Below are 25,994 nucleotides of genomic sequence, written 5' to 3'. Positions count from 1 at the left end.
GGGGGCGTCCGGCAATCATGCTTGACGCCCCCCGGCCCCCGGACTAAATGCGCCCCTCCACCGGACATGGCCCCTTCGTCTAGCGGTTAGGACGACGCCCTCTCACGGCGTAAGCACGAGTTCGATTCTCGTAGGGGTCACCAGGTCTACCGCGCCGACGACGGCGTTTCCGATATAGCCATCAGTGACGCTGCCGGTCGGTGTCGGAGTTGGCCGCGCGAACTGCGCGGCGCTGTTGTAGCCGAACACATTGGCGCTCCTCAGTGAAATGCGGGAGAAATTTATCGCGTTGAATGAATAGGTCCCGGTGTCAGTATCAACCATGTTGTCACTAGGGACAGCCGTCCGGGGGGCATGGGCCAGCGGACGGCTCAGCGGCGAACGCTACCGACGCGACAATCCCCGCACCCGCACTCCTAGGGTCCGGGCGCTGTTGCAGCGATAAACCAGAACAGGACGGGAACTAATCAACTGAGGACTGTTCTCGGTCTTGCACCACCAGATTGTGTGAGCTTGGAGCCTGAACGATGGCAAAAAACGAGCACACGAACGAGGAGGCCGGCAAGGCTGCCTACAACGTCCTCCGGAATGGCCGCACCGGCAAGGACTCGACTACCGCGGCAGGGTCTGTCCTGTCGCAGCGGCCCGACAAGAACAAGTGACGTGCGTCGGAGCCAGTCGGCAACCGGCCCCGCCCGCCGCAGCCGACCTTCAGACATCTAATCAGGAGGATGGCGGCGCTAAACCGTAGGTCTCGCACAACGGATGCGAGGCCTGCTTACCACGCGTAAGTGTCGAGTAAGTGCCGCGATCTTTGGCATAGGAAGAATGCAGCCCTCGGCTATAACCCCCGGCGCAATGGTCGAGCAGATTCCCATCAACCCAGCCCTACTCGTGTGGGCACGCCAACGGGCGGGGCTGAGCCGTGACGAGGCCGCGCAGAAGTTCAGGCGCATAGCCGACTGGGAAGCGGGCGCGTCCGCGCCTACGTACCCGCAGCTTGAGCAGCTATCGGACACGCTTAAGGTGCCGATTGCGGTCTTCTTCTTCCCTGATCCGCCTGACGTGCCCTCGATTAATGAGACGTTCCGCACGCTGCCGGAGGCCGAGCTGGAGCGCCTGCCGAGCCGGGTCCGCATGTTGATGCGCAAGGCCAAAGCCATGCAGATCAACCTGGCGGAGCTTACCCAGGGGAGGAACCCTGCCGACCGCCTCATCACGCGAGACCTGCAATTCGCACCCGACGTGGACATGGCCGCGATGGCGGCCACGGTGCGGGAGTACATCGGTGTGTCCGTCGAGCAGCAACAGACATGGCGTGGTGATGACGCGGCGTTGAAGGAGTGGCGGACCGCGCTGCTCAACGTCGGCGTGTTCGTCTTCAAGGACGCGTTCCGAGCGGAGGACTTCTCTGGGTTCTGCCTCTACGACGACGAGTTCCCGATTATCTACGCGAACAACAGCTCGACGAAGACGCGGCAGATTTTCACCTACTTCCACGAGTTGGCGCACCTCGTTTTCCACACCAGCGGCATCGACAAGGTTCGCGACGGTTACGTTGAGCGCCTCGCGGGCGACGCTCGGCAGATCGAGGTGATCTGCAACAGCTTCGCGGCTCACGTGCTCATGCCGGAGGACGCTTTCCAGCGTGCGATGGCAGGTCGGCAGGCAACCGAGGCGACCGCGGAGGCGCTGGCTGCGCAGTTCCACGTCAGCAGGGAGGTAGTCTTCCGCCGCCTGCTCGACCACGGGAGGATCGCCCAGAACCAGTACGACCGAGCCGTGGAACGGTGGAATGCTCAGCGCCAGGGCGAGCGCACGCCGGGCGGCAACCCGTACTGGACCAAGCTCGCGTATCTCGGCCGGGAGTACGTGGCGCTGGCGCTTTCGCAGTACCATCAGAACAGGATCGATGAGGGGCAGCTGGCCGACTTCCTCGACACAAAGCCGCGCCACGTAGGGGCGCTCGAGGAGTATTTTAGCCGGGGGGCTGCTTGATGTATGTGTTCGACACCTCACCCCTCTCGACGCTGTTCAAGAACTACTACCGACGCCGCTTCCCGACCCTGTGGGACCGCTTCGATGGGCTTGTGGCGGATGGGCGCATCATCTCCACGCGGGAGGTGCGCCGCGAGTGCGTCGACGGTCCAGTCGAGACCCTCCGCGACTGGGCGGGAGAGCGCGAGGAGTTCTTCCACATCCCGGGTGCCGCCGAGGGTGGGTTCGTAGGGCAGATATACGGCGTCGTGCACTTCCAGCAGAACATCGAACAGCGGAAGCTTTTGAAGGGCGGCCGTAACGCTGACCCCTTCGTGATCGCCAAGGCTGCCACAGAGGGGCGGTGCGTGGTCACCATGGAGCAGTTCAAGGAGCACGGCGCCAAGATCCCGAACATCTGCGACCACTTCGGCGTGGAATGCCTCTCGCTGGAGGCCTTCATGGAACGCGAGGGCTGGCAGTTCTAGCGGCGCATCGGGTGCCACCCTAGCTGGCACTTACGATTGGCTTATGGGCACGCTGGTGACCTCATGCCGTGGCCGCGCGGGGGCTGCTAAGTGCTTGTTATCGCCCTGGAGGGTGGTGGACGCACTTGGGCTCGAACCAAGGACCCGCTGATTAAGAGTCAGCTGCTCTACCAACTGAGCTATGCGTCCATGACCGGCCTGTAAGTGGCGCTTTGGAGAGGCGCCGGCCCCGTCGGGAGGCGGCCAATTAGCAGTGGTTTCGGATCGTGCAAACCCTTTTTCGCACTGCGGCGAAATTTTTCATCACCAGCGGACGGTGCGGCGGTTCTGGCGGTCGATCGACATCAGGATGCCGAGGCACAGCAACACCGTCATCTGGGCGGAACTGCCGAAACTGACGAGCGGCAAGGGGATGCCGACGACGGGAGCCAGGCCCATGACCATCGAGAGATTGATCGCGACGTAGAAGAATATCGTCGTCGCCAGCCCTGCGGCCGTCAGGCGCGCGAAACGGCTGGTCGCCTGCTGGCCGACGTTGATGCCCCAGCGAATCACCAGCAGGAACGCCAGGATCAACAGGCAGCCGCCGATCAGGCCCCATTCCTCGGCCATGGTCGCGAAGACGAAGTCGGTGTGACCTTCGGGCAGATAGTCGAGATGGCTCTGCGTGCCGTTGAGGAACCCCTTGCCCCACAGCCCGCCGGAGCCGATCGCGATCTTCGACTGGCTGATATGGTAGCCGGTTCCGAGTGGATCGCTTTCGGGATCGAGGAAGATGAGTACCCGATTGCGCTGATAGTCGTGCAGCAGGAAGTTGAACGCGATTGGTACGGCGATGGCGAGGCTGAGCGCGCCGCCGATGAACAGCCGCAATGGCACGCCGGCGAGGAACATCACCACGACGCCGCCGCCACAGACCATCAGCGCAGTGCCGAGGTCGGGTTGTTTCATGATCAGCAGCGCCGGGATTCCGATCAGCAGCGCCGCTGGCCAGATCGCGCCGAAGCGCCGCGTCTCGTTCGGCGGGAGCATGTCGTAGAAGCGCGCGCAGGCGAGCACGATCGCGGGCTTCATGAATTCGGACGGTTGCAGGCGGATGCCGACATCGAGCCAGCGCTGGCTGCCGCCGCGGACGGCTCCGACGAGCTCGACCAGCACGAGGGCAATGACGATGATGACATAGGCCGGCAACGCCGCCGATCGCCATGTCCTTTCGGGCACGTAGGACAGGCCCAGCGCGGCGGCGAGCAGCACGAAGAAGCGGATGCCCTGCGACAACGCCCACGGCCTCAGCGAGCCGCCAGCGGCCGAATAGAGCACGACCTGTCCGAAACCGCCGATCAGGACGACCAGCAGGATTACCCGCCAGGGAAGCCGGGCGATGGGATCGGGGATGAAGCCGCCGCGGTTCATGGTTCGGTCCGTTCGGTGGAGCCATCCTCGGCGACGCTGTTGCCGAAGGGGCTTTCGGGGGCGAGCGCCGCCTGCGTCCGGTTGGCGAGGTCCGTCGCGGCTTCCACCGCGTCCGAATCGCTGGGGACGGTGGCGTCCGTCTTCGTCGCGTTGGCGGCGGGTGGTGGCGACTGGGCGGCGCGATAGGCGGCGGCCTGTGCGTTCATCCGCGTCGCGATGTCGCCGCCCCAGCTCGGTTCGACCTCGGCGAGGCTCTTCATCGCGCGATCGCGATCGAACAGCCAGGTCATGATGTCGCGGCCGATCATCGGTGTGTCGAGGTTGCGGACGGTATGGCCGTTGTGTTCGAGCACGACGGCCGCGGCGTAGCGCGGGTTGTCGGCGGGTGCGAAGCAGACGAACAGCGCGTGATCGCGCAGCTTGAAGGGCAGTTGGCCGTTCTTGAGCACGCCGGTGCTCCGCCGTTCCGCCATGGTGATGCGCCGGACCTGGGCCGTCCCCGTCTTGGCGGCGAGGCTCACGCCGGGGATCAGCAGGCGGGCGGCCCCGCCGGTACCACCCTGATTGACGACGCCGTACATCGCGTCGCGGACGATCGCGAGGTGTTCGGACGCCACCGGGAGGGCGGGTGCGTCGAGATGGACGCGGTTGGCAAGCAGGCTCGGCTGCAGCGCGCGACCGGATGCGAGCCGTGCCGCCATCACCGCGAGTTGTAGCGGGTTGGTCAGCACATAACCCTGGCCGATAGAGGCGTTGATGCCGTCGGCGACGGTCCAGTTCGTCTTGTACTTACGCCGCTTCCATGCCGAATCGGGCACCGTACCGTAGCGCTGGGTAGCGAGCGGCAGGTCGAATTTCTCGCCTAGCCCGAGCAGGCGCGCGGTGGGAGCAATCTTGTCGTAGCCCAGCCGGCGGACCATCTCGAAAAAATAGATGTCACAACTCTGCTCAATCGCCCCCTTCAGGTCGAGCGGACCGTGACCACCGCGCTTGTGGCAGTGGAAGACGCCGCTGCCGACCCGCATTGCGCCCGAGCAGAAGATTCGATCGTGCGCGCCGACGCCGGCGGAGAGCAACGCGAGGCCGTTCATCGGCTTCACCGTCGATCCGGGCGGATACAGGCCCTGCGTCACCTTGTTCATCAGTGGAACGTGATCGTCCTCCGACAGCATCTGCCATTCGAGGTGGCTGATCCCGTCCGAGAAGCTGTTGGGATCGTAGGCAGGCATCGATACCGAAGCCAGCATTTCGCCGGTGCGGCAGTCGAGCACCACCGCCGAACCGGAATTTGTGCCGAGGCGTCTGGCGGCATATTCCTGGAGCCCGGCGTCGATGGTCAGACGCGCCGTCTTGCCTGGCACATCGGCACGGGTCGGAAGTTCCGCCACGACCTTGCCGCGCGCCGTCACCTCCACACGCTTGGCGCCGGCCGTCCCGCGCAACTGCTTTTCCAGCTGCTTTTCCAGCCCGTCCTTGCCCAGCTTGAAACCAGGCGTGACGAGCAGCGGGTCGCGCGTTTCCTTATATTGTTCGGCGTTGGCGGCACCGACATAGCCGGTCAGATGCGCGACTGCGGCGCCGGCGGGATAGGCACGCGCGAAACCGCGGGTCGGCGCAACGCCAGGCAGTTCCGGCTGGCGCAGGCTGACCGCGGCAAACTTGTCCCAACTGATGTTCTCGGCGACCTGCACCGGCTGAAAACCCGCGGCGCTTTCGATATCGATCTTGATGCGTTCGACCTCTTCGGGCGGCAGCGCGAGGAGGCTCGCGAGCAGCCGGAGCACGCGGTCGCGGCCCTCGTCTCCGCCCTCCAGCCGGTCGGGAATGATGTCGACGCGGAAATCGGTGCGGTTGTTGGCGAGCGGCGCGCCGTGGCGATCTACGATCCAGCCCCGCCGCGGCGGAATCATCGTCAGATTGACACGGTTGCTTTCGGAGAGGAGATTGTACTTCTCGTTCTGCGCGATCGCCAGCCACCCCATCCGCCCGGCGAGCAGCACGCCGATACCCGCTTGCGCGGTGCCGAGCAGCCAGGCGCGCCGCGAAAAGCTGTACTGCTGCATCGCTTCGGTAACGATCCGCGGCGAACGCCTCATTGCGCCGGACCCCGTTTGCGATCGATCCACGCTACCAGACGGGCCGAGAGGGGAAAGAGCATCACCGCGATCATGATCTGCGCCAATAGCACGGTATCGACGTGCGCGCCGATGGGCAGAGCGATCCAGCGCCCGATCGTGAGGCAGAAGGCGATGCCGCCGCTTGCGATCAGCCAGTCCTGCCAGAAATCGCGAAAAACCAGTCGCTGCTCGGTGAGGTCGATCGCAATAAAGCAGAGCGACCAGAGCAGCACCGCCGAACCCAACGGCTGACCGCTGACCAGATCGTCGAACAGTCCGAGCGGGGCGGCGGCCCATGGACGGAGTGCGAAACGCGCAAGCAGTCGCCATGTCAGCAGCATGATGAGGCCGAGCGGGGGCATCAACGGCAGGCTGGCGACGACCGGCACTACGGCGGTGAGCGCGGATCCGCCGAGCACGGTCGACCATGGCACGGCGCGGGCCCGTCCCGGCGGCAACGACGGCTCGAACGGCCGATAGTCGATCGTATTCCGGGTCACCGTATCAAGGTGCCGCGGGACGGGGTACGGGCGGGAGTGGCATCGGCATGAACGGGCGCTCGACCAGCGCAAAATCGAGCGAGTCGGGCGCGGCGAAGGGGATAGCGGTGACGCTGTCTGCGCCACCCCGTTCGACCTGTGCGACCGGTACGCCGGGCGCATAGAGCCCACCGGTGCCGGAGGTGACGAACATATCACCCTGCGCGAAGCGAACGTTGGTGGCGTTGACCGAGCGGATGTCGATGCGCCCGTCGCCGCGCCCGGCAGCGATTGCGGGCAGGCCGTCGCGGGTGCGGCGCACTGGCACCAGACTTTCGGGGTCGGTCAGCAACAGCACACGTGCGGCGACCGGGCCGGTTTCGAGGACGCGCCCGACGAGGCCGTTGGGACCGCGTACGGGCATACCGGGCCGTACGCCCTGGAAACGGCCCGCATTGAGCAGGGCGAAGCGGCGACCGCTCGACGCAGTTGATCCGACCAGCCGCGCCGTGACCACCGGTTCTGGCGTGCGCTCCCGCACGGCCAGCAAGGCGCGCAACCGGCGATTGTCATAGGCAATCGTACGCGCCCGCGTCAGCAACGCGCGGTCCCGCTTCGCCTCGGCGCGCAGATCGTCGTTCTCACCATGAACGCGGAACCACGTCCCGATCGCCTGCGGCACCGTCATCACCGCGTCCGACACGGCATCGAGGCCCGATGCGACCGGGGTGGTGACGCTGGCGGCACCCATCCGCAACGCACTGAACGCTGGCGGATTGAAGGTCGAGACGACGAGCAAAACCGCCCCCACCACCGCACCCGCCACCGCGAGTACGTAGCCGAGAAACGTCGAATATTGCCGCCGCCGCGAGAAACCCGTGCGACGGTCGCGGGCAGGCGCCATGCGCCGGTCCCCCCGTCTGTTGAGAAGTTACGCCGTATAGCTCGCCGGGCTCAGCCCGTCTGCAACACGCCCCGAAACATCGGATCTTCCAGCGCACGACCGGTGCCGAGAGCGACGCAGGTCAGCGGGTCTTCGGCGACGGTCACCGGCAGGCCGGTTTCGTCGCGCAGCACCTCATCCAGCCCTTCGAGCAGCGCGCCGCCACCGGTCAGGACGATGCCCTGATCGACGATGTCTGCGGCGAGTTCAGGCGCGGTGTTCTCCAGCGCGACGCGGACGCCCTCGACGATCGTCGCGACCGGTTCGGACAGCGCCTCGGCGATCTGGCCCTGATTGATCTGGATCTCCTTCGGCACGCCGTTGACGAGGTCGCGGCCCTTGATGAAGATGATCTTGCCGATGCCGTCGGCGGGTGGGCGGGCGATGCCGACCTCCTGCTTGATGCGTTCTGCGGTGGCTTCGCCGATCAGCAGGTTGTGGTTGCGGCGGACGTAGCTGACGATGGCCTCGTCCATCTTGTCACCACCGACTCGCACGCTGGTGGTGTAGGCGAGGCCGCGAAGCGACAGCACCGCGACTTCCGTCGTGCCGCCGCCGATGTCGACGACCATCGAACCGATCGGCTCCGTGACGGGCATGTCGGCGCCGATCGCGGCGGCCATCGGCTCCTCGATCAGGTAGACCTGGCTCGCACCGGCGTTAGAGGCGGCGTCGCGGATCGCGCGGCGTTCGACCTTGGTCGATCCCGAAGGCACGCAGATCACGATTTCCGGCCAGCGGGCGAACTTGCGCGGTCCGTGCACCTTGCGGATGAAGTGCTTGATCATCTCCTCCGCGACGTCGATGTCGGCGATGACGCCATCGCGGAGCGGGCGGATCGCCTCGATCGAGCCGGGGGTCTTGCCCATCATCAGCTTGGCATCGTCACCGACCGCCTTCACCCGCTTGACGCCGTTGATCGTCTCGACCGCCACCACCGACGGTTCGTTGAGCACGATGCCGCGACCGCGGACGTAGACCAGCGTATTCGCTGTGCCGAGATCGATCGCCATGTCGTGGGACATGAATTTGAAGAAGCGGGGGAATGGAAATGCCATCGGGCGCTGGGTTCCGTGTTCGGGACGCAAAAAGCTCCGCATGATCCGCCGCAGACCGTGTCGGCCATGAAGTTCGTCACGTTGTGCGGAAGGCTCGCGGGATGCGTTCGCTTGGTATAGAGCTTGCGGCGTGTCAATACGCCGTCTTCCCGAACATCTCGTCAATCGTATCGCCGCCGGTGAAGTGGTGGAAAGGCCCGCCAGCGCGTTGAAGGAGCTGGTCGAGAACGCGATCGACGCTGGCGCGAGTCGGATCGCAGTAAGCCTTTCCGAAGGAGGACTTTCGCGGATCGAGGTGGCGGATGATGGCTGCGGCATGACGCCCGCCGACATGGCTTTGGCGCTGGAACGGCATGCAACGTCAAAATTGCCCGATGAGGCGATCGATCTGGTGACGACCCTCGGGTTTCGCGGTGAGGCGCTGCCGTCGATCGCCAGCGTCGCGCGGCTGACGATCGAGTCCCGCGTTGTGGGTGCGGAGGGCTGGGCGCGGGTGGTGGATAATGGCGCGGTCGTGCGCGAAGGGCCCGCCGCGCTGCCGCCGGGCACGCGGGTGATCGTCGAGGAATTGTTCGGGCGGGTGCCGGCGCGGCGCAAGTTCCTGCGATCAGCGCGGGCGGAATATGCCGCCTGTCTCGATGTCGTACGCCGGCTCGCGATGGCGCGACCCGACCTTGCCTTCACGTTGGAACATGACGGGCGACGGGCGCTTGGTGTGGCTCAGGCGGACGACCGACCGGCACGGGTCGCGGCGCTGACGGATCGGGCGCTTGCCGACAATGCGGTGCCGGTCGATCTCGAGCGCGACGGGATCGTGCTGGGCGGGGTGGCGAGCATTCCGACCTACAATCGCGGGGTCGCGGATCACCAATATCTGTTCGTCAACGGGCGACCGGTGCGTGACCGGCTGCTGATGGGCGCGATCCGGGGCGCCTATGCGGAGATGCTGCCGCGGGATCGACACGCGGTGGTGGCGCTGTTCCTCGACGTGCCGCCGAGCGAGGTGGATGTGAACGTCCATCCGGCGAAGACCGAAGTGCGCTTTCGCGATCCTGCGATGGTGCGGGGGATGATCGTATCCGGTCTGCGCCGGGCGCTGGATGCGGCCGGACATCGCAGTGTCCAGCGACCGAGCGAGGATGCGCTGGCGATGTGGCGGCCCGAGGTGGCTGCCGTGCCAGTGCCGGGATGGGGGCCAATGGCGGATGCCGGCCCGGGGGCAGCGGGTTATCAGGGCGTGCGCGATCGCCCGACGTTCTTTACGGCGCCGCCGGCGGCGCGCGCCGAACCCGCATGGGCGCCGGCGCCGCAAACCGTAGCGCATCCGCTCGGCGTAGCCCGCGGGCAGGTTGCCCAGACCTATATCGTCGCGGAGGCGGAAGATGGCTTGGTGCTGGTCGACCAGCATGCCGCGCATGAACGACTGGTGCTCGAACGGATGCGCGCGGCGCTCGCCGGGGGACAAATCGCGGCCCAGGCCTTGCTGATTCCGGAGGTCGTCGAGCTGGACGAGCCGGCATGCGACCGGCTGGAGGCGCGTGCGGATGAACTTGCCGAGCTGGGCCTCGACCTCGAACGATTCGGTCCCGCTGCGATGCTGGTTCGGTCGACGCCGGCGCTGCTGGGGCAGGCGGACCCGACCGGCTTGGTCACCGACCTTGCCGACGAACTCTCCGCCTTCGACGAAGCCCTGTCGTTGCGCGAGCGACTGGATGCGGTAGCCGGAACGATGGCGTGCCACGGTTCGGTCCGCGCGGGGCGGGTGCTCGGCGTGGCCGAGATGAATGCATTGCTCCGCGAGATGGAGGTGACGCCGCATTCCGGCCAGTGCAACCACGGTCGTCCCACATGGGTAAAATTGTCGATGACGGATGTGGAAAAGCTTTTCGGCCGAAAATGATCAGCTTGGCCTAGCTCCCGGTGCGTTAGTTGGGCGCGTCTGCAGCGGCAAAAAAGCCGCTTGCCGGACCCTTTGATCAGTCCTCCGCAAGCACAGTCGCAGACATCCTTGTCAAAGCCGCTTTCGCGGAGGTGTTGTCATGCCTAAAGTGATGTGCCGGTTTGGGATGCCGGTTCCTGCGGCGTTCATGCAATCGCAACCTTTGCGGTCGGCGTGCATTCAGACTCTGACACCATCATTCTGGGTTGCCGTATCATGAAGCAGATTTTTCCGGTCGTCCTCGCGTTGATCCCACTCGCCGCGGTGGTGGGTGCGTGCTTCAGCTGCCCCTGATCGACGGACCATTTCGACAAAGAAAAGGCCGTCCGGTGATCCACCGGGCGGCCTTTTCGTATGTCGGCGATGGGCCGGCAGAGGCAGATTAGCCCTGCGCCTGCTCCGCATCAGCACGGTCGTCCGACTGCACTTCGGCAGTCGCTCCCGGCTCGGCGTTGGGATCGTAATCCTCGACGAAGCCGGCTTCGTCGCGCTCGAACATCGATGCCATGACATCGACGCCGGTCGCCTGCATCTCGGCCTCTTCGGGCGAGCGTGCGACATTGACCTTGACGGTCACCGCAACTTCCGGGTGCAACGCGACGCGCACCTCGTACACGCCGATCGACTTGATCGGCTTGTCGAGCACGATCTGGTTCTTTGCGACCTTGTGGCCATCGGCCTCCAGCGCCTCGATCAGATCGCGAGCCGCGACCGAGCCATAGAGCTGGCCGGTGTTCGATGCCTGACGAATCAGGGTGACCGACGCGTCCTTGAAGCTCTGCGCATCCTTCTCGGCTTCGCCGCGACGGTTGGCATTGTCCGATTCGATGCGGGCACGGTTGGCCTCGAACACCTTGCGGTTGGCTTCGTTGGCGCGCAGCGCCTTCTTGTTCGGCAGCAGGAAGTTACGGGCGAAACCGTCCTTCACCTTCACCACGTCGCCGATGGCGCCGAGCTTCTCGACGCGTTCCAGCAGAATAACGTCCATGTGTCCGTTCCTTACTTAACGACGTAGGGCAGCAGGCCCAGATGACGGGCGCGCTTGATGGCCTGGGCCAGCTCGCGCTGCTTCTTGGCGCTTACCGAGGTGATGCGCGACGGCACGATCTTGCCACGCTCGGACACGAAGCCCTGGAGCAACCGGACGTCCTTATAGTCGATCCGGGGAGCATCCTTGGCCGAGAACGGGCAGGACTTGCGGCGGCGGAAAAACGGGCGAGCCATTATGCGGCCTCCTCTTCACGGTCACGACGGGGGCCACGATCAGGACGGTCGCCGCGCGGGCCACCATCGCGTCCGCCATCACGGCCACCTTCACGGTCGCCACGACGCTCACGATCACGCTCCTGCTTGCGCATCATCACGGTCGGACCGTCTTCCAGCTCATCGACCTTGACGGTCATGTAGCGGATCACGTCCTCGTTGATCTGGGTCTGGCGCTCCAGCTCGGCGACCACGTTGCCCGGGGCATCGATCTCGAGCATGACGTAATGCGCCTTGCGGTTCTTGGCGATGCGATAGGCGAGGCTGCGAAGGCCCCACGTCTCGGTCTTGACGACCTTGCCGCCATTGTCTTCGATGATCTTGGTGGCGTTTTCCGCCAGCGCGTCCACCTGCGCCTGTGCCAGATCCTGGCGCGCAAGGAACGTGTGCTCGTACAGAGCCATGCCTTGTCCTTCGTTGGCCGATCGCTGACGCCGCCCCATGCGACGCCCCTCCGGCTGTCTTCTCTCGTGCAATACGAACCGGGGCGGAGAGACTGGCTCTCCACCCCGGATGTGGGCCTCATACCGACCTCGCCACTAATAGCAAGGTGACTTGGCGGTTAGCGGAACGAACGCTGGATCACGCGGACCACAGTGCCGTTGTTGCGTACGAGGATCGCATCGTTGCCCGAACGCGCCCAATACTGCCCGCGCCCCGGAGCGGCGAGACGATAGGTGCGATAGTCGCGGACAACCCGGTAGTTGGTGGCGTAACGGCGGTCGAAGCGCTGGCCGGCGCGCCAGTTGCGCGGGCCGTTGTTGCGAATGCCGTTATTGCGGACGGTCGTGCGCTGCGTCACAATGGTGCGACCGTTCGGACGCTCCTTGACGGTCGTGACGGTGCGCTCGCGCTGGACCGGCGCAGCCTCCGCGGCGCTTACGGCCATCGGGCTGGCGACCAGGGTAGCGGCGATGGCGCTCAGGATCAGCTTCTTCATGACAAAACTCCCATTTGATTACAGGCGCCGTTCTGTCCGGCGTCGAAGCAAGAGATAGGAGCGAGATGTCGCATACCTCTTTCAACAACCTCGCAAAACGGTCGCAACGTGTCGCAACTCGGCAAGGTTCGTTCAGGTTGCGTGTCGGCCGGAGCGGGCCTAGTGCCGCGACCCTGCAATCACAGGAGACGCGCGATGCGGGCATTCATCTTTCCGGGGCAGGGGAGCCAGGCGGTCGGCATGGGCAAGGCGTTGCGCGAAGCCAGCCCGGTCGCACGCGAGGTGTTCGGCGAGGTCGACGAGGCGCTGGGCCAGCATCTGTTCCGGCTGATGACCGAGGGGCCGGCGGAGGACCTGCAACTCACCGAGAATGCACAGCCCGCTATCATGGCGAATGCGATCGCAACGCTGCGCGTGCTGGAGCAGGAAGGCGGCGTGCGGCTGGCCGACAAAGCAGATTATGTCGCCGGGCATAGCCTTGGCGAATATAGCGCCCTGTGCGCGGCAGGCACGTTTGATCTGGCGACGACGGCGCGACTGCTGAAGCTGCGGGGACAGGCGATGCAGGCGGCGGTGCCGGTCGGTGAGGGGGCGATGGCGGCGCTGCTCGGCGCGGACCTCGACAAGGCGCAGACGATCGCCGGGGCGGCAGTGGACGCGCTTTTCGCTGAAGGCGGCAAGGAACTGGTCTGCACCGTGGCGAACGACAACGATCCGTCGCAGGTGGTGATTTCCGGCCATCGTCTCGCAATCGAGCGCGCGGTGGCGATGGCGAAGGATCTGGGCGCCAAGCGTGCGGTTCTGCTGCCGGTATCGGCGCCGTTCCACTGCCCGCTGATGCAGCCAGCCGCGGATGCAATGGACGCGGCGCTTGCCGAGGCGCGCATCACCGCGCCGCTGGTGCCGGTGTTCGCCAACGTCGATGCGGTGGCAATCGCCGATCCCGGCGCGATCCGGGTGGCTCTGGTGCAGCAGGTGACGGGCATGGTCCGTTGGCGCGAATCGGTGCTCGCGATGGTCGATGCGGGGGTGACGCAGTTCGTCGAATTCGGCGGCAAGGTCCTCTCCCCCATGGTCAAGCGCATCGCCCCCGACGCGGAGGCGATCAGCGTGGTCACGATGGACGACATCGAGGATTTGCTTAAGAAGGTGTGATCGAGAGCCAGCGCATGAAGGTTTGTTCACGCGGAGACGCGGAGACGCGGAGACGCGGAGAAGAAGTGAGGGACATCGACCAGATCAGCGGTGACGTTCTTGATCTGGCTTTGAGGATGCATCGCGATCTTGGGCCAGGACTGCTCGAAAGCGTTTATGAAACCGTGCTTGCTGGCAAGCTTATCGCGCTTGGCTATTCCGTTGCCCGCCAACGGCCGGTCGGGATCGAGTTCGAGGGTATGCGCTTCGACGTAGCGTTCCGCATCGATCTTCTTGTCGACGAGCGACTGCTCGTCGAGATCAAATCGGTCGAGCGGCTGACGATCATCCACGCCAAACAATTGCTTACCTATCTACGCCTCACCAAGCAGCCCGTCGGGTTGCTCATCAACTTCGGTGGCGCGACGCTCAAGGAGGGAGTGCGACGGATCGTCAACGATCATCGCCCCTCCGCGTCTCCGCGTCTCCGCGTGAACAACCTTCTTGGAGACTAATTATGTTCGATCTCACAGGTATGACCGCGCTCGTCACCGGCGCTTCCGGCGGTATCGGGTCCGCTATCGCCAAGGCGCTGGCGGGGCAGGGAGCCAAGCTGGCGGTGTCGGGGTCCAATGCCGACAAGCTGGAGGCGTTTCGCGCCGGGTTGGGGGGCGAGCATGTCGCGGTGCCTTGCGACCTGTCGGATGCCGCCGCGGTGGATGCATTGGTGCCGCAGGCGGTGGCGGCGTTAGGGGGGCGGATCGATATCCTCGTCAACAACGCCGGCGTCACGCGCGATAATCTGGCGATGCGGATGAAGGACGAGGAATGGGATCAGGTGATCCGCGTCAACCTCGAAGCCGCATTCCGGCTGATCCGCGCGGCCGCCAAGCCGATGATGAAGCAGCGCTTCGGCCGCGTCGTGTCGATCACCTCGGTCGTCGGCCAGACCGGCAATCCGGGGCAGGCGAACTACGCCGCGTCGAAGGCGGGCCTCGTCGGCATGTCGAAGGCGCTGGCGCAGGAACTCGCCAGCCGTAATATCACCGTCAATTGCGTCGCGCCCGGGTTCATCCGCTCGGCGATGACCGACGGCCTGCCCGAGGCGCAGAAAACCGCGCTGCTCGGCCGCATTCCGGCGGGCGACCTCGGCACCGGAGAGGACATCGGTGCCGCGGTCGTCTATCTCGCCAGCCGCGAGGCGGGATATGTCACCGGACAGACCTTGCACGTCAACGGCGGTATGGCCATGATCTAGGCCGGGTTTGGGGATGGGCCGTTCGGCACGACCCTGAACAGACGCTTGCCACCTGAACCTGCCCGTTCTACGGGCGTTCAGGAACAAACAAACACCCCCAAAGCGAAGAGGGAATATACCATGAGCGAGACCGCCGACCGCGTGAAGAAGATCGTCGTCGAGCATCTCGGCGTCGAAGCCGACAAGGTGACCGAGGACGCGAGCTTCATCGACGACCTGGGTGCCGACAGCCTCGACATCGTCGAGCTCGTCATGGCGTTCGAGGAAGAGTTCGGGGTCGAGATCCCCGACGACGCCGCCGAGAAGATCACGACCGTCAAGGACGCGATCACCTATATCGACGAGCACAAGGCCTAAGATCCGCGGCTGAGGCCAAACCCGATGTCATCGGGTCGGATTTGAACGGCTCCCCGTCCCCGGCTAGAGGGCGGGGAGCCGTTTCGCGTTGTAAGGAACGTCGCCCCGTCGCGAATGCGGGGTCTCAGGCGGCATGAGGTTTCCGGTGTCGAGCCGGAGATGACGAAAGAAGGAAGAACAGCATGCGTCGCGTCGTCGTCACCGGTCTTGGCCTCGTCACCCCGCTGGGCGCGGATGTGGAAACCGCCTGGGCCAACATCATCGCCTCGAAGTCGGGCGCGGACACGATCCGGCGTTTCGATGCGACAGACTATCATTCGAATTACGCCTGCGAAGTGAAGCCGGCGGATCACGAATATGGCTTCGACGCGGGCAAGCGCGTCGATCACAAGATCCAGCGCCAGGTCGATCCGTTCATCGTCTATGGCATCGATGCCGCCGGTCAGGCGCTCGAGGATGCGGGCCTGACCGAGATGACCGAGGCCGAGCGCTTCCGCGCCGGCTGTTCGATCGGGTCGGGCATCGGTGGCCTGCCGGGGATCGAGAGCGAATCGCTGGTGCTTGCCGCCAAGGGGCCGAAGCGCGTGTCGCCGCACTTCGTCCATGGTCGGCTGATCAACCTGATCTCGGGTCAGGTCTCTATCAAATACGGGCTGATGGGCCCCAACCATGCGGTCGTCACCGCCTGTTCGACCGGCGCGCATTCGATCGGCGACGCCGCGCGGATGATCGCGATGGACGATGCCGACGTGATGCTCGCGGGCGGCGCGGAGAGCGCGATCTGTCCGATCGGCATCGCCGGCTTCGGGCAGGCGCGCGCGCTGTCCACCAACTTCCGCGACGAACCGTGGCGCGGCAGCCGCCCCTACGACCGCGACCGCGACGGCTTCGTCATGGGCGAGGGTGCGGGCGTGCTGTGCCTTGAGGAATACGAGCGGGCCAAGGCGCGCGGCGCGCATATCTATGCCGAGGTGATCGGTTACGGCCTGTCCGGCGATGCCTATCACGTCACCGCGCCGCATCCGGAGGGCTCGGGCGCGTTCCGGTCGATGGAGATGGCGATGCGCAAGTCCGGCCTGCGGCTGGAGGACATCGACTATATCAACGCGCACGGCACCTCGACCCCGCTCGGCGACGAACTGGAACTGGGCGCGGTGCGCAAGCTGTTCGGAGCGTCGCTCGACGGCGTGTCGATGTCGTCGACCAAGTCGGCGATCGGCCATCTGCTCGGCGGCGCGGGTGCGGTCGAATCGATCTTCTGCATCCTCGCGATGCGCGACGGCATCGTGCCGCCGACGCTCAACCTCGACAATCCGAGTGAGAATTGTGTCGGCGTTGACCTCGTCCCGCATGTCGCCAAGAAGCGGCAGGTGAAGGCGGTGCTGAACAATTCGTTCGGGTTCGGCGGCACCAATGCGTCGCTGGTGATGAAGGCGCTCTGATCGCGTGCGCAAGGTCGGTTGCCTCGGTTTGCTGATCGGCCTTGCGGCGATCGTCGCCGCGTTCCTCGTGGTACAGGGCTGGGGCGGGAGCGGTCCCGCGCCGAAGACCCTGACCGTGCAGGTAGCGGAGGGCAGCAGCCTCGCCGCCGCCGCCCGGGAACTGGAGCAGGCAGGTGCGATAAGGTCCGCCAGCCGGTTCCGGCTGCTGGCGCGAGTGTTCGGGTCGGGCGAGCCGATCAAGGCGGGCGAGTACCGCATTCCCGCACGCACCAGCCCGTCCGATATCCTGAAGATGTTGCAGGGCGGAAAGGTGCTGCAACGGCTGGTGGTGGTGCCGGAGGGCTATCCGTCGGTGCTGGTCCATGATGCGCTGGCCAAGGCCGACGGGCTGACCGGCAGCGTGCCGGTGCCTGCCGAGGGTTCGGTGCTACCCGACAGCTACGCCTTCCAGCGCGGCGATACGCGGGCATCGGTGGTGACCCGGATGCAGACCGCGATGCGGGACTATCTTGCTCAGGCATGGACGAAACGGAAGCCGGGAATTGCGGTGAGCACGCCCGAACAGGCGATCATTCTCGCCTCGATCGTCGAAAAGGAAACCGGCAAGCCGTCCGAACGGCGCACGGTTGCTGCGGTGTACGCCAATCGCCTGAAGCGTGGCATGCCGCTGCAGGCGGACCCAACAGTGATCTATCCGATCACCAAAGGGCGCCCGCTCGGCCGCCGCATCCTGCGGTCGGAGCTGCGAGCCAAGAACGGGTACAACACCTATGCCGAGGCCGGGCTACCGGCGGGACCGATCGCGAATCCCGGACGGGCGTCGATCGACGCCGTGCTCGATCCGGCGCAGTCCAACGCACTGTACTTCGTTGCGGATGGCACCGGCGGGCATGTCTTCGCCGACACGCTCGATCAGCATAATGCGAACGTACGCAAATGGTACGCGATCCGCCGCCAGCGCGGCGAGATGTAGGCGTTTACCCGCTGCCGTCATTGTCAGGAATGTAGGCGACGCGACATCCGCGCTCGCAGCGATCACTTCGCTACGCTGCGATAACGAAGCGCGGGAAGAGCGCCGGCAGAGCCGCCCGGATCAGACCAGGCGGCTCTGCTTCACCGCAGCCTCGATGAAGCTCGCGAACAGGGGATGCGGGTCGAACGGCTTGCTCTTTAGTTCCGGATGGAACTGGACGCCGACGAACCAGGGGTGATCCGGCCGCTCGACGATCTCGGGCAGGGTGCCGTCCGGCGACATGCCGCTGAACACCAGACCGCCCTGTTCCAGCGCATCCTTGTAGTTGGTGTTGACTTCGTAGCGGTGGCGGTGACGTTCGTGGATCGTGGTGCCGCCGTAGATCGACGACACGACGCTGTTGCCATCCAGTGCGGCTTCATAGGCGCCGAGTCGCATCGTGCCGCCCATGTCGCCCTGCTCTTCACGCTTTTCGAGACCATCGCGGCCCATCCATTCGGTGATGAGGCCGACTACGGGTTCCTCGGTGGGCCCAAACTCCGTCGATGACGCGCCCGCGATGCCGGCGAGGTCGCGTGCACCCTCGACACAGGCCATCTGCATGCCGAAACAAATGCCGAAATAGGGGATCTCGCGCTCGCGGGCGAATTTGACCGACTTGATTTTTCCTTCGGCACCACGCTCGCCGAACGCGCCGGGCACGAGGATCGCGTCGCAGGGTTCGAGCTGGCCGATGATCTCCGAATCGTCGTTTTCGAACAGTTCGGCGTCGATCCAGCGGACGTTGACCTTAACCCGGTTGGCGATGCCGCCGTGGACCAGAGCCTCGTTCAGCGACTTGTAGGCGTCCTGGAGGCCGACATACTTGCCGACCACTCCGACGGTGACCTCCCCCTCGGGATTGGTCAGGCGATCCATGATCTCCGTCCACCGAGACAGGTCCGGCGCGGAGGACGGCGTGATGCCGAAGGCGCGCAGCACCTCCGAATCGAGGCCTTCGCCGTGATATTGCAGCGGTACCGCATAGATGCTCTTGGCATCCAGCGCCGGGATGACGGCGCTTTCCGGCACGTTGCAGAACAAGGCGATCTTGGCGCGCTCCGACGGCGGCAGCGGGTGTTCGCAACGGCAGACCAGCACATCGGGCTGTACGCCCAGCGCCGCGAGCTCGCGCACCGAATGCTGCGTCGGCTTGGTCTTCAATTCCCCCGCTGCCGCAATGTACGGCACCAGCGTCACGTGGATGCTGATGGCATTGCCGCGGCCGACTTCGTTCTTCAACTGGCGGATCGCCTCGATGAACGGCAGCGATTCGATGTCGCCGACGGTGCCGCCGATCTCGCACAGCACGAAGTCGAGGTCGTCGGTTTCCGCCCGCGCGAATGCCTTGATCGCGTCCGTGACGTGCGGGATCACCTGCACCGTAGCGCCGAGGTAGTCGCCGCGCCGCTCGCGCTCGATGATCGTCTTGTAGATCCGGCCGGAGGTGACGTTGTCCGACTGGCGCGATGCGACGCCGGTGAAGCGTTCGTAATGACCGAGGTCGAGGTCGGTCTCCGCGCCGTCGTCGGTGACGTAGACTTCGCCATGCTGGTACGGGCTCATCGTGCCCGGATCGACGTTGAGATAGGGATCGAACTTTCGAATCCGGACGTGATAACCGCGTGCCTGAAGCAAAGCTGCGAGAGAGGCCGCCATGAGGCCCTTGCCGAGCGACGAGACCACGCCGCCGGTGATGAAGATGTACCGCGCCATGGGAGAAATCGCCTAGCGTGTTTGGGGGTCGAACGACAAGAGCGCGCGGGGGGGACCCGCGCGCGATTTACGATGAACGGTGGATCGGCTTAGCGCTGGAGCGGCACCGCGCCGTTGTCGGCAGGCGTGTTCGGCACGGCATCCTGTGCCGGAGCCGGTGCGGCAGCCGCCGGGGGCGTCCGGGCGAGCGACGTATCGATCGTCTGCGTCTGGCGGCTGGCCGCGATGAAGGCGAGCGCGATCGACATGCAGACGAACACCGTGGCGAGGATCGCCGTCATCTTGGTGAGGAAATCGGCCGCACCGCGCGCCGACATCAGTCCCGACGGGCTACCGCCCATGCCGAGGCCACCACCCTCCGACCGCTGCATCAGGATCACCGTCACGAGCGCGGCGGCGATGATGGCATGTAGGACGAGAAGGAAGGTGAACATCTAAGGTCCCGAATATCGGATGAAGGCGCGCACATAGGCGAGGGCCGGCCCGCGATCAACCGCCCGTTCCTGCCGACCGTCACCGGCAGGATGTCCGACTTATTACACATACCTGTTCATTTAACGGAAACCCGGGACGTGCGGGGGCGTTATGACCGCGAAACAAAGCCCCGAAAACGGCGCAGAAACGGATATTTGATCGTGGGTACAGCCGCGCAGTCCCTTGCCACCTGGATGACGGCCCTGGTCGATTACGTCCGGTCGGGAGAGCCCGATCTGACCAATCGTCAGATGGCGCTGCTCCTTCTCGTCTACCTCAATCCCGGCCCTCATACAGTGCGCGGTTTGGCGCGGGCGCTGAACGTCTCGAAGCCCGTCGTCACGCGCGCCTTGAACAGGCTGGGTGCGCTCGGCTATCTGCGCCGTCAACGTGACGACAGCGACAAGCGCAACATCTTCGTCGCGCGTACTTCCGAAGGGGCAGAGTTTCTTGAAGAGTTCGGGCAATTCCTTGGCGAAGGCGACCCCCGGTCGCTCCAGCCAGCCCTCGCGTAGGGCCTTCGCCCTCACCGGCCCATCGGTCGACCTCGACCCGAAGACGCACGCGGTGCGTGGCGACCTCGCCGATGTTCGCTTGGCTGAACAGGTATTTGCTCCGCATTACGCGGCGCCGCTGAAGGCGCGGGTGCTGACTGGCATCGCCCTGTTCGCCGATCGCAACCTCAGTGAGCCGATTGGCGATCTTGCTCCGGGAGACGTGTTCGAGGTGCTGGAACTCGCCGGGAAGCATGCCTGGGGGCTTTCCGTACGGGCGGGAATGGTTGGTTATGTCGATCGCACGGCGCTCGACAAGGTTTCGGATTTCGATTCGTGAGTGTTACGGTCTTCATCGACGGTGCGGTCGGTACGACCGGTATAGACATCCGTGATCGACTCGCCGGCAGGACCGACCTGACGGTCGTGACGCTGGATGACGATCGGCGTAAGGACGCTTCGGCGCGCGCCGAAGCCCTGAACGATGCGGATATCGCCATTCTCTGCCTGCCGGACGAGGCCGCGCGCGAGGCCGTTGCTTTGGTACGGGGCGGGACGACGCGGATCATCGATGCATCCTCCGCGCACCGCGTGGCCGACGGATGGACCTACGGCTTTCCGGAACTGGCGCCAGGACAGGGCGAACGGATCGCCATGTCCCGCTTCGTGTCGAATCCGGGCTGCTACCCCACCGCCTTCCTCGCACTGATGGCGCCGCTGGTTCGCGCCGGGCTGGTGCCGACCGACTGGCCGCTGACCTACAATGCCACATCCGGCTATTCGGGCGGGGGCAAGTCGATGATTGCCGAATTCGAACAGGGCGGCACCGACACCGCGTTCCGAATTTACGCCCTCGGCCTGTCCCACAAGCACCTGCCCGAGATGCGCGATCATGCCGGCCTCACGCATCCGCCGATCTTCGCACCCGCCGTCGCGCGGCTGAATCGCGGCATGCTGGGTGAGATACCCCTCCCGTTGAAGCAATTGCCGGGCGCCCCGAGCCTTGCGCAGATCGAGGATACGCTCGCCGCCGCCTATCTGGACAGTGCGCTCGTCTCGGTCGCTTCCGGTGATCCGGCTGCCGTGGAGATCGAGGAAAACGCCGGCACCGATCGTATGACCTTGCGCATCTGCGGCAATGCCGACAGCGGCCATGTCCGCCTGATCGCAACACTCGACAATCTGGGCAAGGGCGCCGGTGGCGCCGCCGTCCAGAACCTCAATATCATGGCCGGGCTCGATCCGCTTGCCGGCCTCATCCTCTAGAAATCCAAGGATCGTCATGCAGCGCAATCCCGTCGGCAAGCTGCTCCTGTTCGGAGCGACCGGTGACCTCGCGCAGCGCATGCTGCTGCCCTCTCTCTATGGCTTGCACGCCGACGGCCTGCTGCCGGATGGGCTGACGATCACCGGTTCGGCACGCAGCGACCTCGACGATGCCGGTTTTCGCGACTTCGCCAAGAAGGCGCTGGACGAGTTCCTGCCGGCCGATCGCAAGGACGAAGGTGCCCTGTCGGGATTCCTCGATCGCATCTTCTACCAATCGGTCGATCTGTCGGATCAGTCGACGTATCAGGCGTTGGCCGAAAAGGTCGGCGACGTCTCCTGCGGTCTCGCCATCTATCTGTCGACGGCGCCATCGCTGTTCGAACCGGCGGTGAAGGGGCTGAAAAGCGTCGGCCTTGCCGGGGATACGGTGCGCATCGGCCTGGAAAAGCCGCTTGGCTATGATCTGGGCTCGAGCAAGGAGATCAACGACACCGTTGCCTCCGTCTTCCCGGAAGACCGCATCTTCCGTATCGACCATTACCTCGGCAAGGAAACGGTCCAGAACATTCTGGCGTTACGCTTCGGCAACTCGATGTTCGAGCCGATCTGGAACGCACAAGGGATCGACAACGTCCAGATCACGATCGCCGAGACTGTCGGTCTCGAGGATCGCGCCGGTTATTACGAGGGCGCCGGTGCGTTGCGCGACATGGTCGCCAACCACATGCTCCAGCTGGTCGCGCTGATCGCCATGGAACCGCCGGCCTTGTACGACGGCACTGCGATCCGCGACGAAAAAGCCAAAGTTTTCCGATCGATGCGCAAGATCGAAGCCGAGGCCGTGCAACAATGCACCGTGACCGGCCAGTATGAAGAAGGCGCCGTTGGCGGCAAGGTCGTGAAGGGCTATGACGACGAGCTTGGCTATGACAGCAACGTCGAGACGTTCGTCGCGATCAAGGCGCATATCGACAACTGGCGCTGGCAAGGCGTGCCCTTCTACCTGCGCACCGGCAAGCGCATGGCGAAGCGTCGCAGCGAGATCGCGATCCAGTTCAAGCCTGTGCCGCATTCGATGTTCCGCGGTCGCGGCGGTCTGCTCCAGCCCAACACGCTGGTGATCCGCCTGCAGCCCGAGGAATATGTCCAGTTGCTGGTGATGACCAAGGAACCCGGGCTCGATCGCGAGGGTGTGCGCCTGCGCGAAGTACCGCTGAACCTGAGCCTGGACGCCGAATTCGCCGGATCCCGGCGCCGCATCGCCTACGAGCGCTTGCTGCTCGACCTGATCGAAGGGGACCAGACGTTATTCGTCCGCCGCGACGAGGTGGAGGCGCAGTGGACCTGGATCGACGCCATCCGCGCCGGCTGGGAGGCGAACAAGACCAAGCCCAAGCATTACACCGCCGGCACCTGGGGGCCGGCTGGCGCGATCGGCCTCACCGAGCGCGACGGGGTGACCTGGCAGGACGATTGAGCCTGCGTTTGCAGAACCAAACGACCGCTCAAAACCTTCCCCCATACGTATGCGGGGCCACTTACCTTGCGGGCACACCGGGTCTATCGGGTGCTCGACCATACGCGCAGAACACGAGAGAACACACGGATGAGCGAAATCGAATGGTGGGATTATGACGACGCGGCCGAAATGGCCAACGCCGTCGCCGGTGATATCCAGTTCATCATTGAGGCGGCGATCGATGCGCGCGGCGCGGCGGTGATCGCGCTGTCGGGCGGCAAGACTCCGGTCCCGATCTATGAAAAGCTCGCCAAGGCGAAGCTCGACTGGAAGCGGGTGACGATCGTCCCGACCGACGAGCGCATCGTGCCGTTGGGTGATGCGCTGTCCAACGTCACGATGATTGCCAAGGCCTTCATCCCCAAGGGCGCGCGGGTCATGCCGATCGTTCCGCAGGCGACCGCCGATTACAAAAGTGCCGGTCGTTCGGCGGACGCGCTGATGCAGGATCTGCACTGGCCGCTCGACCTGTGCCTGCTCGGCGTCGGTGGGGACGGGCATACCGCATCGATCTTCCCCGGCCCCGATTTCGACGAGGCGCTGGCCGGACCAAAGGAGCGACGCGCACTCGGCGTCATGCCCGACCCGCTGCCTTCCGAGGCACCTGTCGCCCGCGTGACCCTCAGCCGCGAAGGCATCGTCACGGCGCGCGCGCTGATGATTGCGGTCACTGGACAGGGCAAACGCGACGTCATCGAACGCGCGATCGATCAGGGGCCGTCCTCGCCCTATCCGATCGGTCGCGTGCTCGCGGACGCGGAACTGCCCGTCGACATCCACTGGGCCCCCTGAGCCTCCCTCCATCGCACTCCTCCCCGGGACCCGCGCCATGAACTCCGAAGTCTCCGCCGTCACCGACCGGATCATCGAGCGATCGAGGGAGAGCCGCGCCGCCTATCTCGCGCTGATCGATCGGGAACGCGATAACGGCGCCCGTCGTCCGCAACTCGGCTGCGCCAATCTGGCGCACGCCTATGCGGGGACCGAGGAGGACCGCGACACGCTGCGTGCCGATACCGGCATGAACATAGGCATCGTCACCGCCTATAACGACATGCTGTCGGCGCACGCGGTCTATTACCGCTACCCCGAGTTGATGAAGGTCTGGGCGCGCGAGGTCGGCGCTACGGCGCAGGTCGCTGGCGGCGTACCGGCGATGTGCGACGGCGTGACGCAAGGCTATCCCGGCATGGAGCTGTCGCTGTTCAGCCGAGACACGATCGCGCTGTCGACCGCAGTTGCGCTCAGCCATGGCACGTTCGAAGGCGCGGCGCTGCTCGGTATCTGTGACAAGATCGTACCGGGGCTGCTGATGGGGGCGCTGCGCTTCGGCCATCTGCCGATGGTGTTGATCCCCGGCGGGCCGATGCCGTCCGGCCTTGCCAACAAGGCCAAGGCGGCGGTGCGCGAGGCCTATGCTGAAGGGAAGGCGGGCCGCGAGGAGCTGCTGGATGCCGAGATACAGGCGTATCACGGCAAGGGCACCTGTACCTTCTACGGCACTGCCAACACCAACCAGATGATGATGGAGGTGATGGGCCTGCACATGCCCGGCTCCGCCTTTGTCAATCCGGGCACCAAACTGCGTCAGGAACTCACCCGCGCCGCCGTCCACCGGCTGGCGAAGATAGGCTGGCGCGGCGACGATTACCGTCCACTCGGCCATTGTGTCGACGAAAAGGCGATCGTCAACGCCGCCGTCGGGCTGCTCGCCACCGGCGGGTCGACCAACCATCTGCTGCACGTTCCCGCCATCGCCCGCGCCGCCGGGATTGTCATCGACTGGGAGGATTTCGACCGCCTCAGCCGCGCGGTGCCGCTGATCGCCCGCGTCTATCCCAACGGATCGGCGGACGTGAACGCGTTCGAGGCGGCGGGCGGCATGCCCTTTGTGATCAGGGAACTGCTCTCCGCCAGCCTGCTGCACGGCGACATCACCACCGTCACCGGCGACGATCTGTCCGCCTATGCGGAAAAGCCGGTGATCGCCGACGACCAGCTCGCGTGGGAGCCGGTCGGCGACAGCGGCGACACCAGCATCCTCCGCCCGGTCGCCGAAGCCTTCTCCCCCGACGGCGGCATGCGCATCCTCGCCGGCAACATCGGCCGGTCGTGCATCAAGGTATCCGCGGTCGACCGCGAGCGCTGGGTGATCGAGGCGCCGGCGCGCGTCTTCCACGACCAGCTCGACGTGATCGAGGCGTTCAAGCGCGGCGAGCTGGAACAGGACGTCGTCGTCGTCGTCCGCTTCCAGGGTCCCCGCGCCAACGGCATGCCCGAACTGCACAAGCTGACCCCACCGCTGGGCGTGCTGCAGAACCGCGGCTTCAAGGTTGCGCTCGTGACAGATGGCCGCATGTCGGGCGCCAGCGGCAAGGTGCCCTGCGCGATCCATTGTTCGCCGGAAGCGCTGGGCAACGGCGCGATCGGCAAGATTCGTGATGGCGACATCATCCGCGTCGATGCGGTCAACGGTCGGCTCGACGCGCTGGTCGATGCCGCGGAATGGCTGGAGCGTCCGTTATGCGATGCGCCGGGCGCGGCCACCGGCATGGGCCGCGAGCTGTTCGGCATGTTCCGCGGACTGGCTGACGAGGCCGAAAAGGGCGCATCGGGCATGCTGGCGGCAGCGGGGTTGTAGCGGACCGTGCTCCTGCGAAGGCAGGAGCCCAAGGCCAGCAGCGATGCGCTCGGAACTCTGG

General features: G+C 65.3%; 26 protein-coding genes and 2 tRNA genes. 16 read left to right on the top strand and 12 right to left on the bottom strand.

The genetic code is table 11. The annotated features are described in order from the left end of the window. Positions 1 to 68: 68 nt before the first annotated feature. The 3 genes from NF699_04165 (at position 69) to NF699_04155 (ending at position 2,465) form a co-directional block, all read left to right on the top strand. Positions 69 to 143: transfer RNA gene (locus tag NF699_04165), tRNA-Glu, on the top strand. 715 nt (positions 144 to 858) lie between these two features. Beyond that, complete coding sequence (locus NF699_04160; GenBank protein ID USU05892.1) at positions 859 to 1,998, top strand: XRE family transcriptional regulator; 1,140 nt, start codon at positions 859 to 861, stop codon at positions 1,996 to 1,998. Continuing rightward, positions 1,998 to 2,465, top strand: coding sequence for a DUF4411 family protein (locus NF699_04155; protein ID USU05891.1), 468 nt, complete (start codon positions 1,998 to 2,000; stop codon positions 2,463 to 2,465). Before NF699_04160 ends, NF699_04155 begins: the two co-directional genes overlap by 1 nt. Before the next feature lie 113 nt (positions 2,466 to 2,578). Here the strand turns inward: NF699_04155 and NF699_04150 are convergent. The 6 genes from NF699_04150 to NF699_04125 form a co-directional block, all read right to left on the bottom strand. After that, positions 2,579 to 2,654 (bottom strand) — tRNA-Lys (locus NF699_04150). Between the two features lie 114 nt (positions 2,655 to 2,768). Then, entirely contained in the window at positions 2,769 to 3,878 is a 1,110-nt protein-coding gene (rodA, locus tag NF699_04145) for a rod shape-determining protein RodA (protein ID USU05890.1), read from the bottom strand. Further along, positions 3,875 to 5,974 (bottom strand): penicillin-binding protein 2, encoded by a 2,100-nt coding sequence (gene mrdA / locus NF699_04140; GenBank protein ID USU05889.1) that lies wholly within the window; start codon positions 5,972 to 5,974, stop codon positions 3,875 to 3,877. Before mrdA ends, rodA begins: the two co-directional genes overlap by 4 nt. Continuing rightward, entirely contained in the window at positions 5,971 to 6,495 is a 525-nt protein-coding gene (gene mreD, locus NF699_04135) for a rod shape-determining protein MreD (GenBank protein USU05888.1), read from the bottom strand. The genes mrdA and mreD overlap by 4 nt, the downstream gene beginning before the upstream one ends. Positions 6,496 to 6,499: 4 nt before the next feature. Then, the gene (locus NF699_04130; GenBank protein USU05887.1) at positions 6,500 to 7,378 is read right to left on the bottom strand and encodes a rod shape-determining protein MreC; all 879 of its coding nucleotides are present in this window, start codon (positions 7,376 to 7,378) and stop codon (positions 6,500 to 6,502) included. Positions 7,379 to 7,428: 50 nt separating this feature from the next. Beyond that, on the bottom strand, positions 7,429 to 8,442 hold the full coding sequence (locus tag NF699_04125) for a rod shape-determining protein (GenBank protein USU06988.1): 1,014 nt from the start codon (positions 8,440 to 8,442) through the stop codon (positions 7,429 to 7,431). 163 nt (positions 8,443 to 8,605) lie between these two features. Here NF699_04125 and mutL point away from each other — a divergent pair, with 163 nt between their 5' ends. Next, positions 8,606 to 10,375, top strand: coding sequence for a DNA mismatch repair endonuclease MutL (mutL, locus tag NF699_04120; GenBank protein ID USU05886.1), 1,770 nt, complete (start codon positions 8,606 to 8,608; stop codon positions 10,373 to 10,375). Positions 10,376 to 10,796: 421 nt separating this feature from the next. On the opposite strand, the gene rplI is transcribed toward mutL, so the two are convergent. The 4 genes from rplI to NF699_04100 all read right to left on the bottom strand — a co-directional run bounded on the left by rplI (position 10,797) and on the right by NF699_04100 (position 12,617). Beyond that, complete coding sequence (rplI, locus tag NF699_04115; protein USU05885.1) at positions 10,797 to 11,402, bottom strand: 50S ribosomal protein L9; 606 nt, start codon at positions 11,400 to 11,402, stop codon at positions 10,797 to 10,799. Between the two features lie 11 nt (positions 11,403 to 11,413). Next, the gene (gene rpsR / locus NF699_04110; GenBank protein ID USU05884.1) at positions 11,414 to 11,638 is read right to left on the bottom strand and encodes a 30S ribosomal protein S18; all 225 of its coding nucleotides are present in this window, start codon (positions 11,636 to 11,638) and stop codon (positions 11,414 to 11,416) included. After that, complete coding sequence (rpsF, locus tag NF699_04105) at positions 11,638 to 12,081, bottom strand: 30S ribosomal protein S6 (GenBank protein USU05883.1); 444 nt, start codon at positions 12,079 to 12,081, stop codon at positions 11,638 to 11,640. Before rpsF ends, rpsR begins: the two co-directional genes overlap by 1 nt. A gap of 158 nt (positions 12,082 to 12,239) precedes the next feature. Then, the gene (locus tag NF699_04100; GenBank protein USU05882.1) at positions 12,240 to 12,617 is read right to left on the bottom strand and encodes an RcnB family protein; all 378 of its coding nucleotides are present in this window, start codon (positions 12,615 to 12,617) and stop codon (positions 12,240 to 12,242) included. A gap of 195 nt (positions 12,618 to 12,812) precedes the next feature. Between NF699_04100 and fabD the strand changes: the two genes are divergently transcribed. From fabD to mltG, 6 genes are all read left to right on the top strand, one after another. Next, entirely contained in the window at positions 12,813 to 13,772 is a 960-nt protein-coding gene (fabD, locus tag NF699_04095; protein USU05881.1) for an ACP S-malonyltransferase, read from the top strand. 65 nt (positions 13,773 to 13,837) lie between these two features. Then, the gene (locus NF699_04090; GenBank protein ID USU05880.1) at positions 13,838 to 14,266 is read left to right on the top strand and encodes a GxxExxY protein; all 429 of its coding nucleotides are present in this window, start codon (positions 13,838 to 13,840) and stop codon (positions 14,264 to 14,266) included. A gap of 2 nt (positions 14,267 to 14,268) precedes the next feature. Beyond that, complete coding sequence (gene fabG / locus NF699_04085; GenBank protein ID USU05879.1) at positions 14,269 to 15,009, top strand: 3-oxoacyl-[acyl-carrier-protein] reductase; 741 nt, start codon at positions 14,269 to 14,271, stop codon at positions 15,007 to 15,009. 120 nt (positions 15,010 to 15,129) lie between these two features. Further along, the gene (locus NF699_04080) at positions 15,130 to 15,366 is read left to right on the top strand and encodes an acyl carrier protein (protein USU05878.1); all 237 of its coding nucleotides are present in this window, start codon (positions 15,130 to 15,132) and stop codon (positions 15,364 to 15,366) included. A 182-nt stretch (positions 15,367 to 15,548) separates the two neighbouring features. Further along, complete coding sequence (gene fabF, locus NF699_04075) at positions 15,549 to 16,808, top strand: beta-ketoacyl-ACP synthase II (protein ID USU05877.1); 1,260 nt, start codon at positions 15,549 to 15,551, stop codon at positions 16,806 to 16,808. 4 nt (positions 16,809 to 16,812) lie between these two features. Then, on the top strand, positions 16,813 to 17,781 hold the full coding sequence (mltG, locus tag NF699_04070; protein USU05876.1) for an endolytic transglycosylase MltG: 969 nt from the start codon (positions 16,813 to 16,815) through the stop codon (positions 17,779 to 17,781). A 120-nt stretch (positions 17,782 to 17,901) separates the two neighbouring features. On the opposite strand, the gene NF699_04065 is transcribed toward mltG, so the two are convergent. Both NF699_04065 and secG read right to left on the bottom strand, forming a co-directional pair. Continuing rightward, positions 17,902 to 19,536 carry a CTP synthase gene (locus NF699_04065; GenBank protein USU05875.1) on the bottom strand — a complete coding sequence of 545 codons (1,635 nt, stop codon included), beginning with the start codon at positions 19,534 to 19,536 and terminating at the stop codon, positions 17,902 to 17,904. Between the two features lie 89 nt (positions 19,537 to 19,625). Beyond that, positions 19,626 to 19,970: a preprotein translocase subunit SecG gene (gene secG, locus NF699_04060; GenBank protein USU05874.1), complete on the bottom strand. Its 345-nt coding sequence runs from the start codon at positions 19,968 to 19,970 to the stop codon at positions 19,626 to 19,628. 234 nt (positions 19,971 to 20,204) lie between these two features. Between secG and NF699_04055 the strand changes: the two genes are divergently transcribed. The 6 genes from NF699_04055 (at position 20,205) to edd (ending at position 25,933) form a co-directional block, all read left to right on the top strand. Next, entirely contained in the window at positions 20,205 to 20,525 is a 321-nt protein-coding gene (locus NF699_04055) for a MarR family transcriptional regulator (protein USU06987.1), read from the top strand. Positions 20,526 to 20,577: 52 nt separating this feature from the next. Beyond that, the gene (locus tag NF699_04050) at positions 20,578 to 20,844 is read left to right on the top strand and encodes an SH3 domain-containing protein (protein USU05873.1); all 267 of its coding nucleotides are present in this window, start codon (positions 20,578 to 20,580) and stop codon (positions 20,842 to 20,844) included. After that, positions 20,841 to 21,770: an N-acetyl-gamma-glutamyl-phosphate reductase gene (argC, locus tag NF699_04045; protein USU05872.1), complete on the top strand. Its 930-nt coding sequence runs from the start codon at positions 20,841 to 20,843 to the stop codon at positions 21,768 to 21,770. Before NF699_04050 ends, argC begins: the two co-directional genes overlap by 4 nt. Positions 21,771 to 21,786: 16 nt before the next feature. Continuing rightward, the gene (zwf, locus tag NF699_04040; GenBank protein ID USU06986.1) at positions 21,787 to 23,250 is read left to right on the top strand and encodes a glucose-6-phosphate dehydrogenase; all 1,464 of its coding nucleotides are present in this window, start codon (positions 21,787 to 21,789) and stop codon (positions 23,248 to 23,250) included. A 129-nt stretch (positions 23,251 to 23,379) separates the two neighbouring features. Next, positions 23,380 to 24,084 carry a 6-phosphogluconolactonase gene (pgl, locus tag NF699_04035; protein ID USU05871.1) on the top strand — a complete coding sequence of 235 codons (705 nt, stop codon included), beginning with the start codon at positions 23,380 to 23,382 and terminating at the stop codon, positions 24,082 to 24,084. A gap of 37 nt (positions 24,085 to 24,121) precedes the next feature. Beyond that, positions 24,122 to 25,933 (top strand): phosphogluconate dehydratase, encoded by a 1,812-nt coding sequence (edd, locus tag NF699_04030; protein ID USU05870.1) that lies wholly within the window; start codon positions 24,122 to 24,124, stop codon positions 25,931 to 25,933. The last annotated feature ends 61 nt before the right edge of the window (positions 25,934 to 25,994 follow it).

The organism is Sphingomonadaceae bacterium OTU29LAMAA1 (genome assembly GCA_024072375.1).
GTDB lineage: Bacteria > Pseudomonadota > Alphaproteobacteria > Sphingomonadales > Sphingomonadaceae > Sphingomonas.
This window is presented reverse-complemented; position numbering and strand designations above follow the sequence as displayed.

Excerpts from the sequence above, each read along its gene's own strand:
- NF699_04160 (USU05892.1), top strand. The coding sequence starts at position 859 with ATGGTCGAGCAGATTCCCATCAACCCAGCCCTACTCGTGTGGGCACGC.
- NF699_04155 (USU05891.1), top strand. The coding sequence starts at position 1,998 with ATGTATGTGTTCGACACCTCACCCCTCTCGACGCTGTTCAAGAACTAC.
- rodA (USU05890.1), bottom strand. The coding sequence starts at position 3,878 with ATGAACCGCGGCGGCTTCATCCCCGATCCCATCGCCCGGCTTCCCTGG.
- mrdA (USU05889.1), bottom strand. The coding sequence starts at position 5,974 with ATGAGGCGTTCGCCGCGGATCGTTACCGAAGCGATGCAGCAGTACAGC.
- NF699_04130 (USU05887.1), bottom strand. The coding sequence starts at position 7,378 with ATGGCGCCTGCCCGCGACCGTCGCACGGGTTTCTCGCGGCGGCGGCAA.
- NF699_04125 (USU06988.1), bottom strand. The coding sequence starts at position 8,442 with ATGTCCCACGACATGGCGATCGATCTCGGCACAGCGAATACGCTGGTC.
- rplI (USU05885.1), bottom strand. The coding sequence starts at position 11,402 with ATGGACGTTATTCTGCTGGAACGCGTCGAGAAGCTCGGCGCCATCGGC.
- rpsR (USU05884.1), bottom strand. The coding sequence starts at position 11,638 with ATGGCTCGCCCGTTTTTCCGCCGCCGCAAGTCCTGCCCGTTCTCGGCC.
- rpsF (USU05883.1), bottom strand. The coding sequence starts at position 12,081 with ATGGCTCTGTACGAGCACACGTTCCTTGCGCGCCAGGATCTGGCACAG.
- NF699_04100 (USU05882.1), bottom strand. The coding sequence starts at position 12,617 with ATGAAGAAGCTGATCCTGAGCGCCATCGCCGCTACCCTGGTCGCCAGC.
- fabD (USU05881.1), top strand. The coding sequence starts at position 12,813 with ATGCGGGCATTCATCTTTCCGGGGCAGGGGAGCCAGGCGGTCGGCATG.
- fabG (USU05879.1), top strand. The coding sequence starts at position 14,269 with ATGTTCGATCTCACAGGTATGACCGCGCTCGTCACCGGCGCTTCCGGC.
- NF699_04080 (USU05878.1), top strand. The coding sequence starts at position 15,130 with ATGAGCGAGACCGCCGACCGCGTGAAGAAGATCGTCGTCGAGCATCTC.
- fabF (USU05877.1), top strand. The coding sequence starts at position 15,549 with ATGCGTCGCGTCGTCGTCACCGGTCTTGGCCTCGTCACCCCGCTGGGC.
- NF699_04065 (USU05875.1), bottom strand. The coding sequence starts at position 19,536 with ATGGCGCGGTACATCTTCATCACCGGCGGCGTGGTCTCGTCGCTCGGC.
- secG (USU05874.1), bottom strand. The coding sequence starts at position 19,970 with ATGTTCACCTTCCTTCTCGTCCTACATGCCATCATCGCCGCCGCGCTC.
- NF699_04055 (USU06987.1), top strand. The coding sequence starts at position 20,205 with ATGACGGCCCTGGTCGATTACGTCCGGTCGGGAGAGCCCGATCTGACC.
- zwf (USU06986.1), top strand. The coding sequence starts at position 21,787 with ATGCAGCGCAATCCCGTCGGCAAGCTGCTCCTGTTCGGAGCGACCGGT.
- pgl (USU05871.1), top strand. The coding sequence starts at position 23,380 with ATGAGCGAAATCGAATGGTGGGATTATGACGACGCGGCCGAAATGGCC.
- edd (USU05870.1), top strand. The coding sequence starts at position 24,122 with ATGAACTCCGAAGTCTCCGCCGTCACCGACCGGATCATCGAGCGATCG.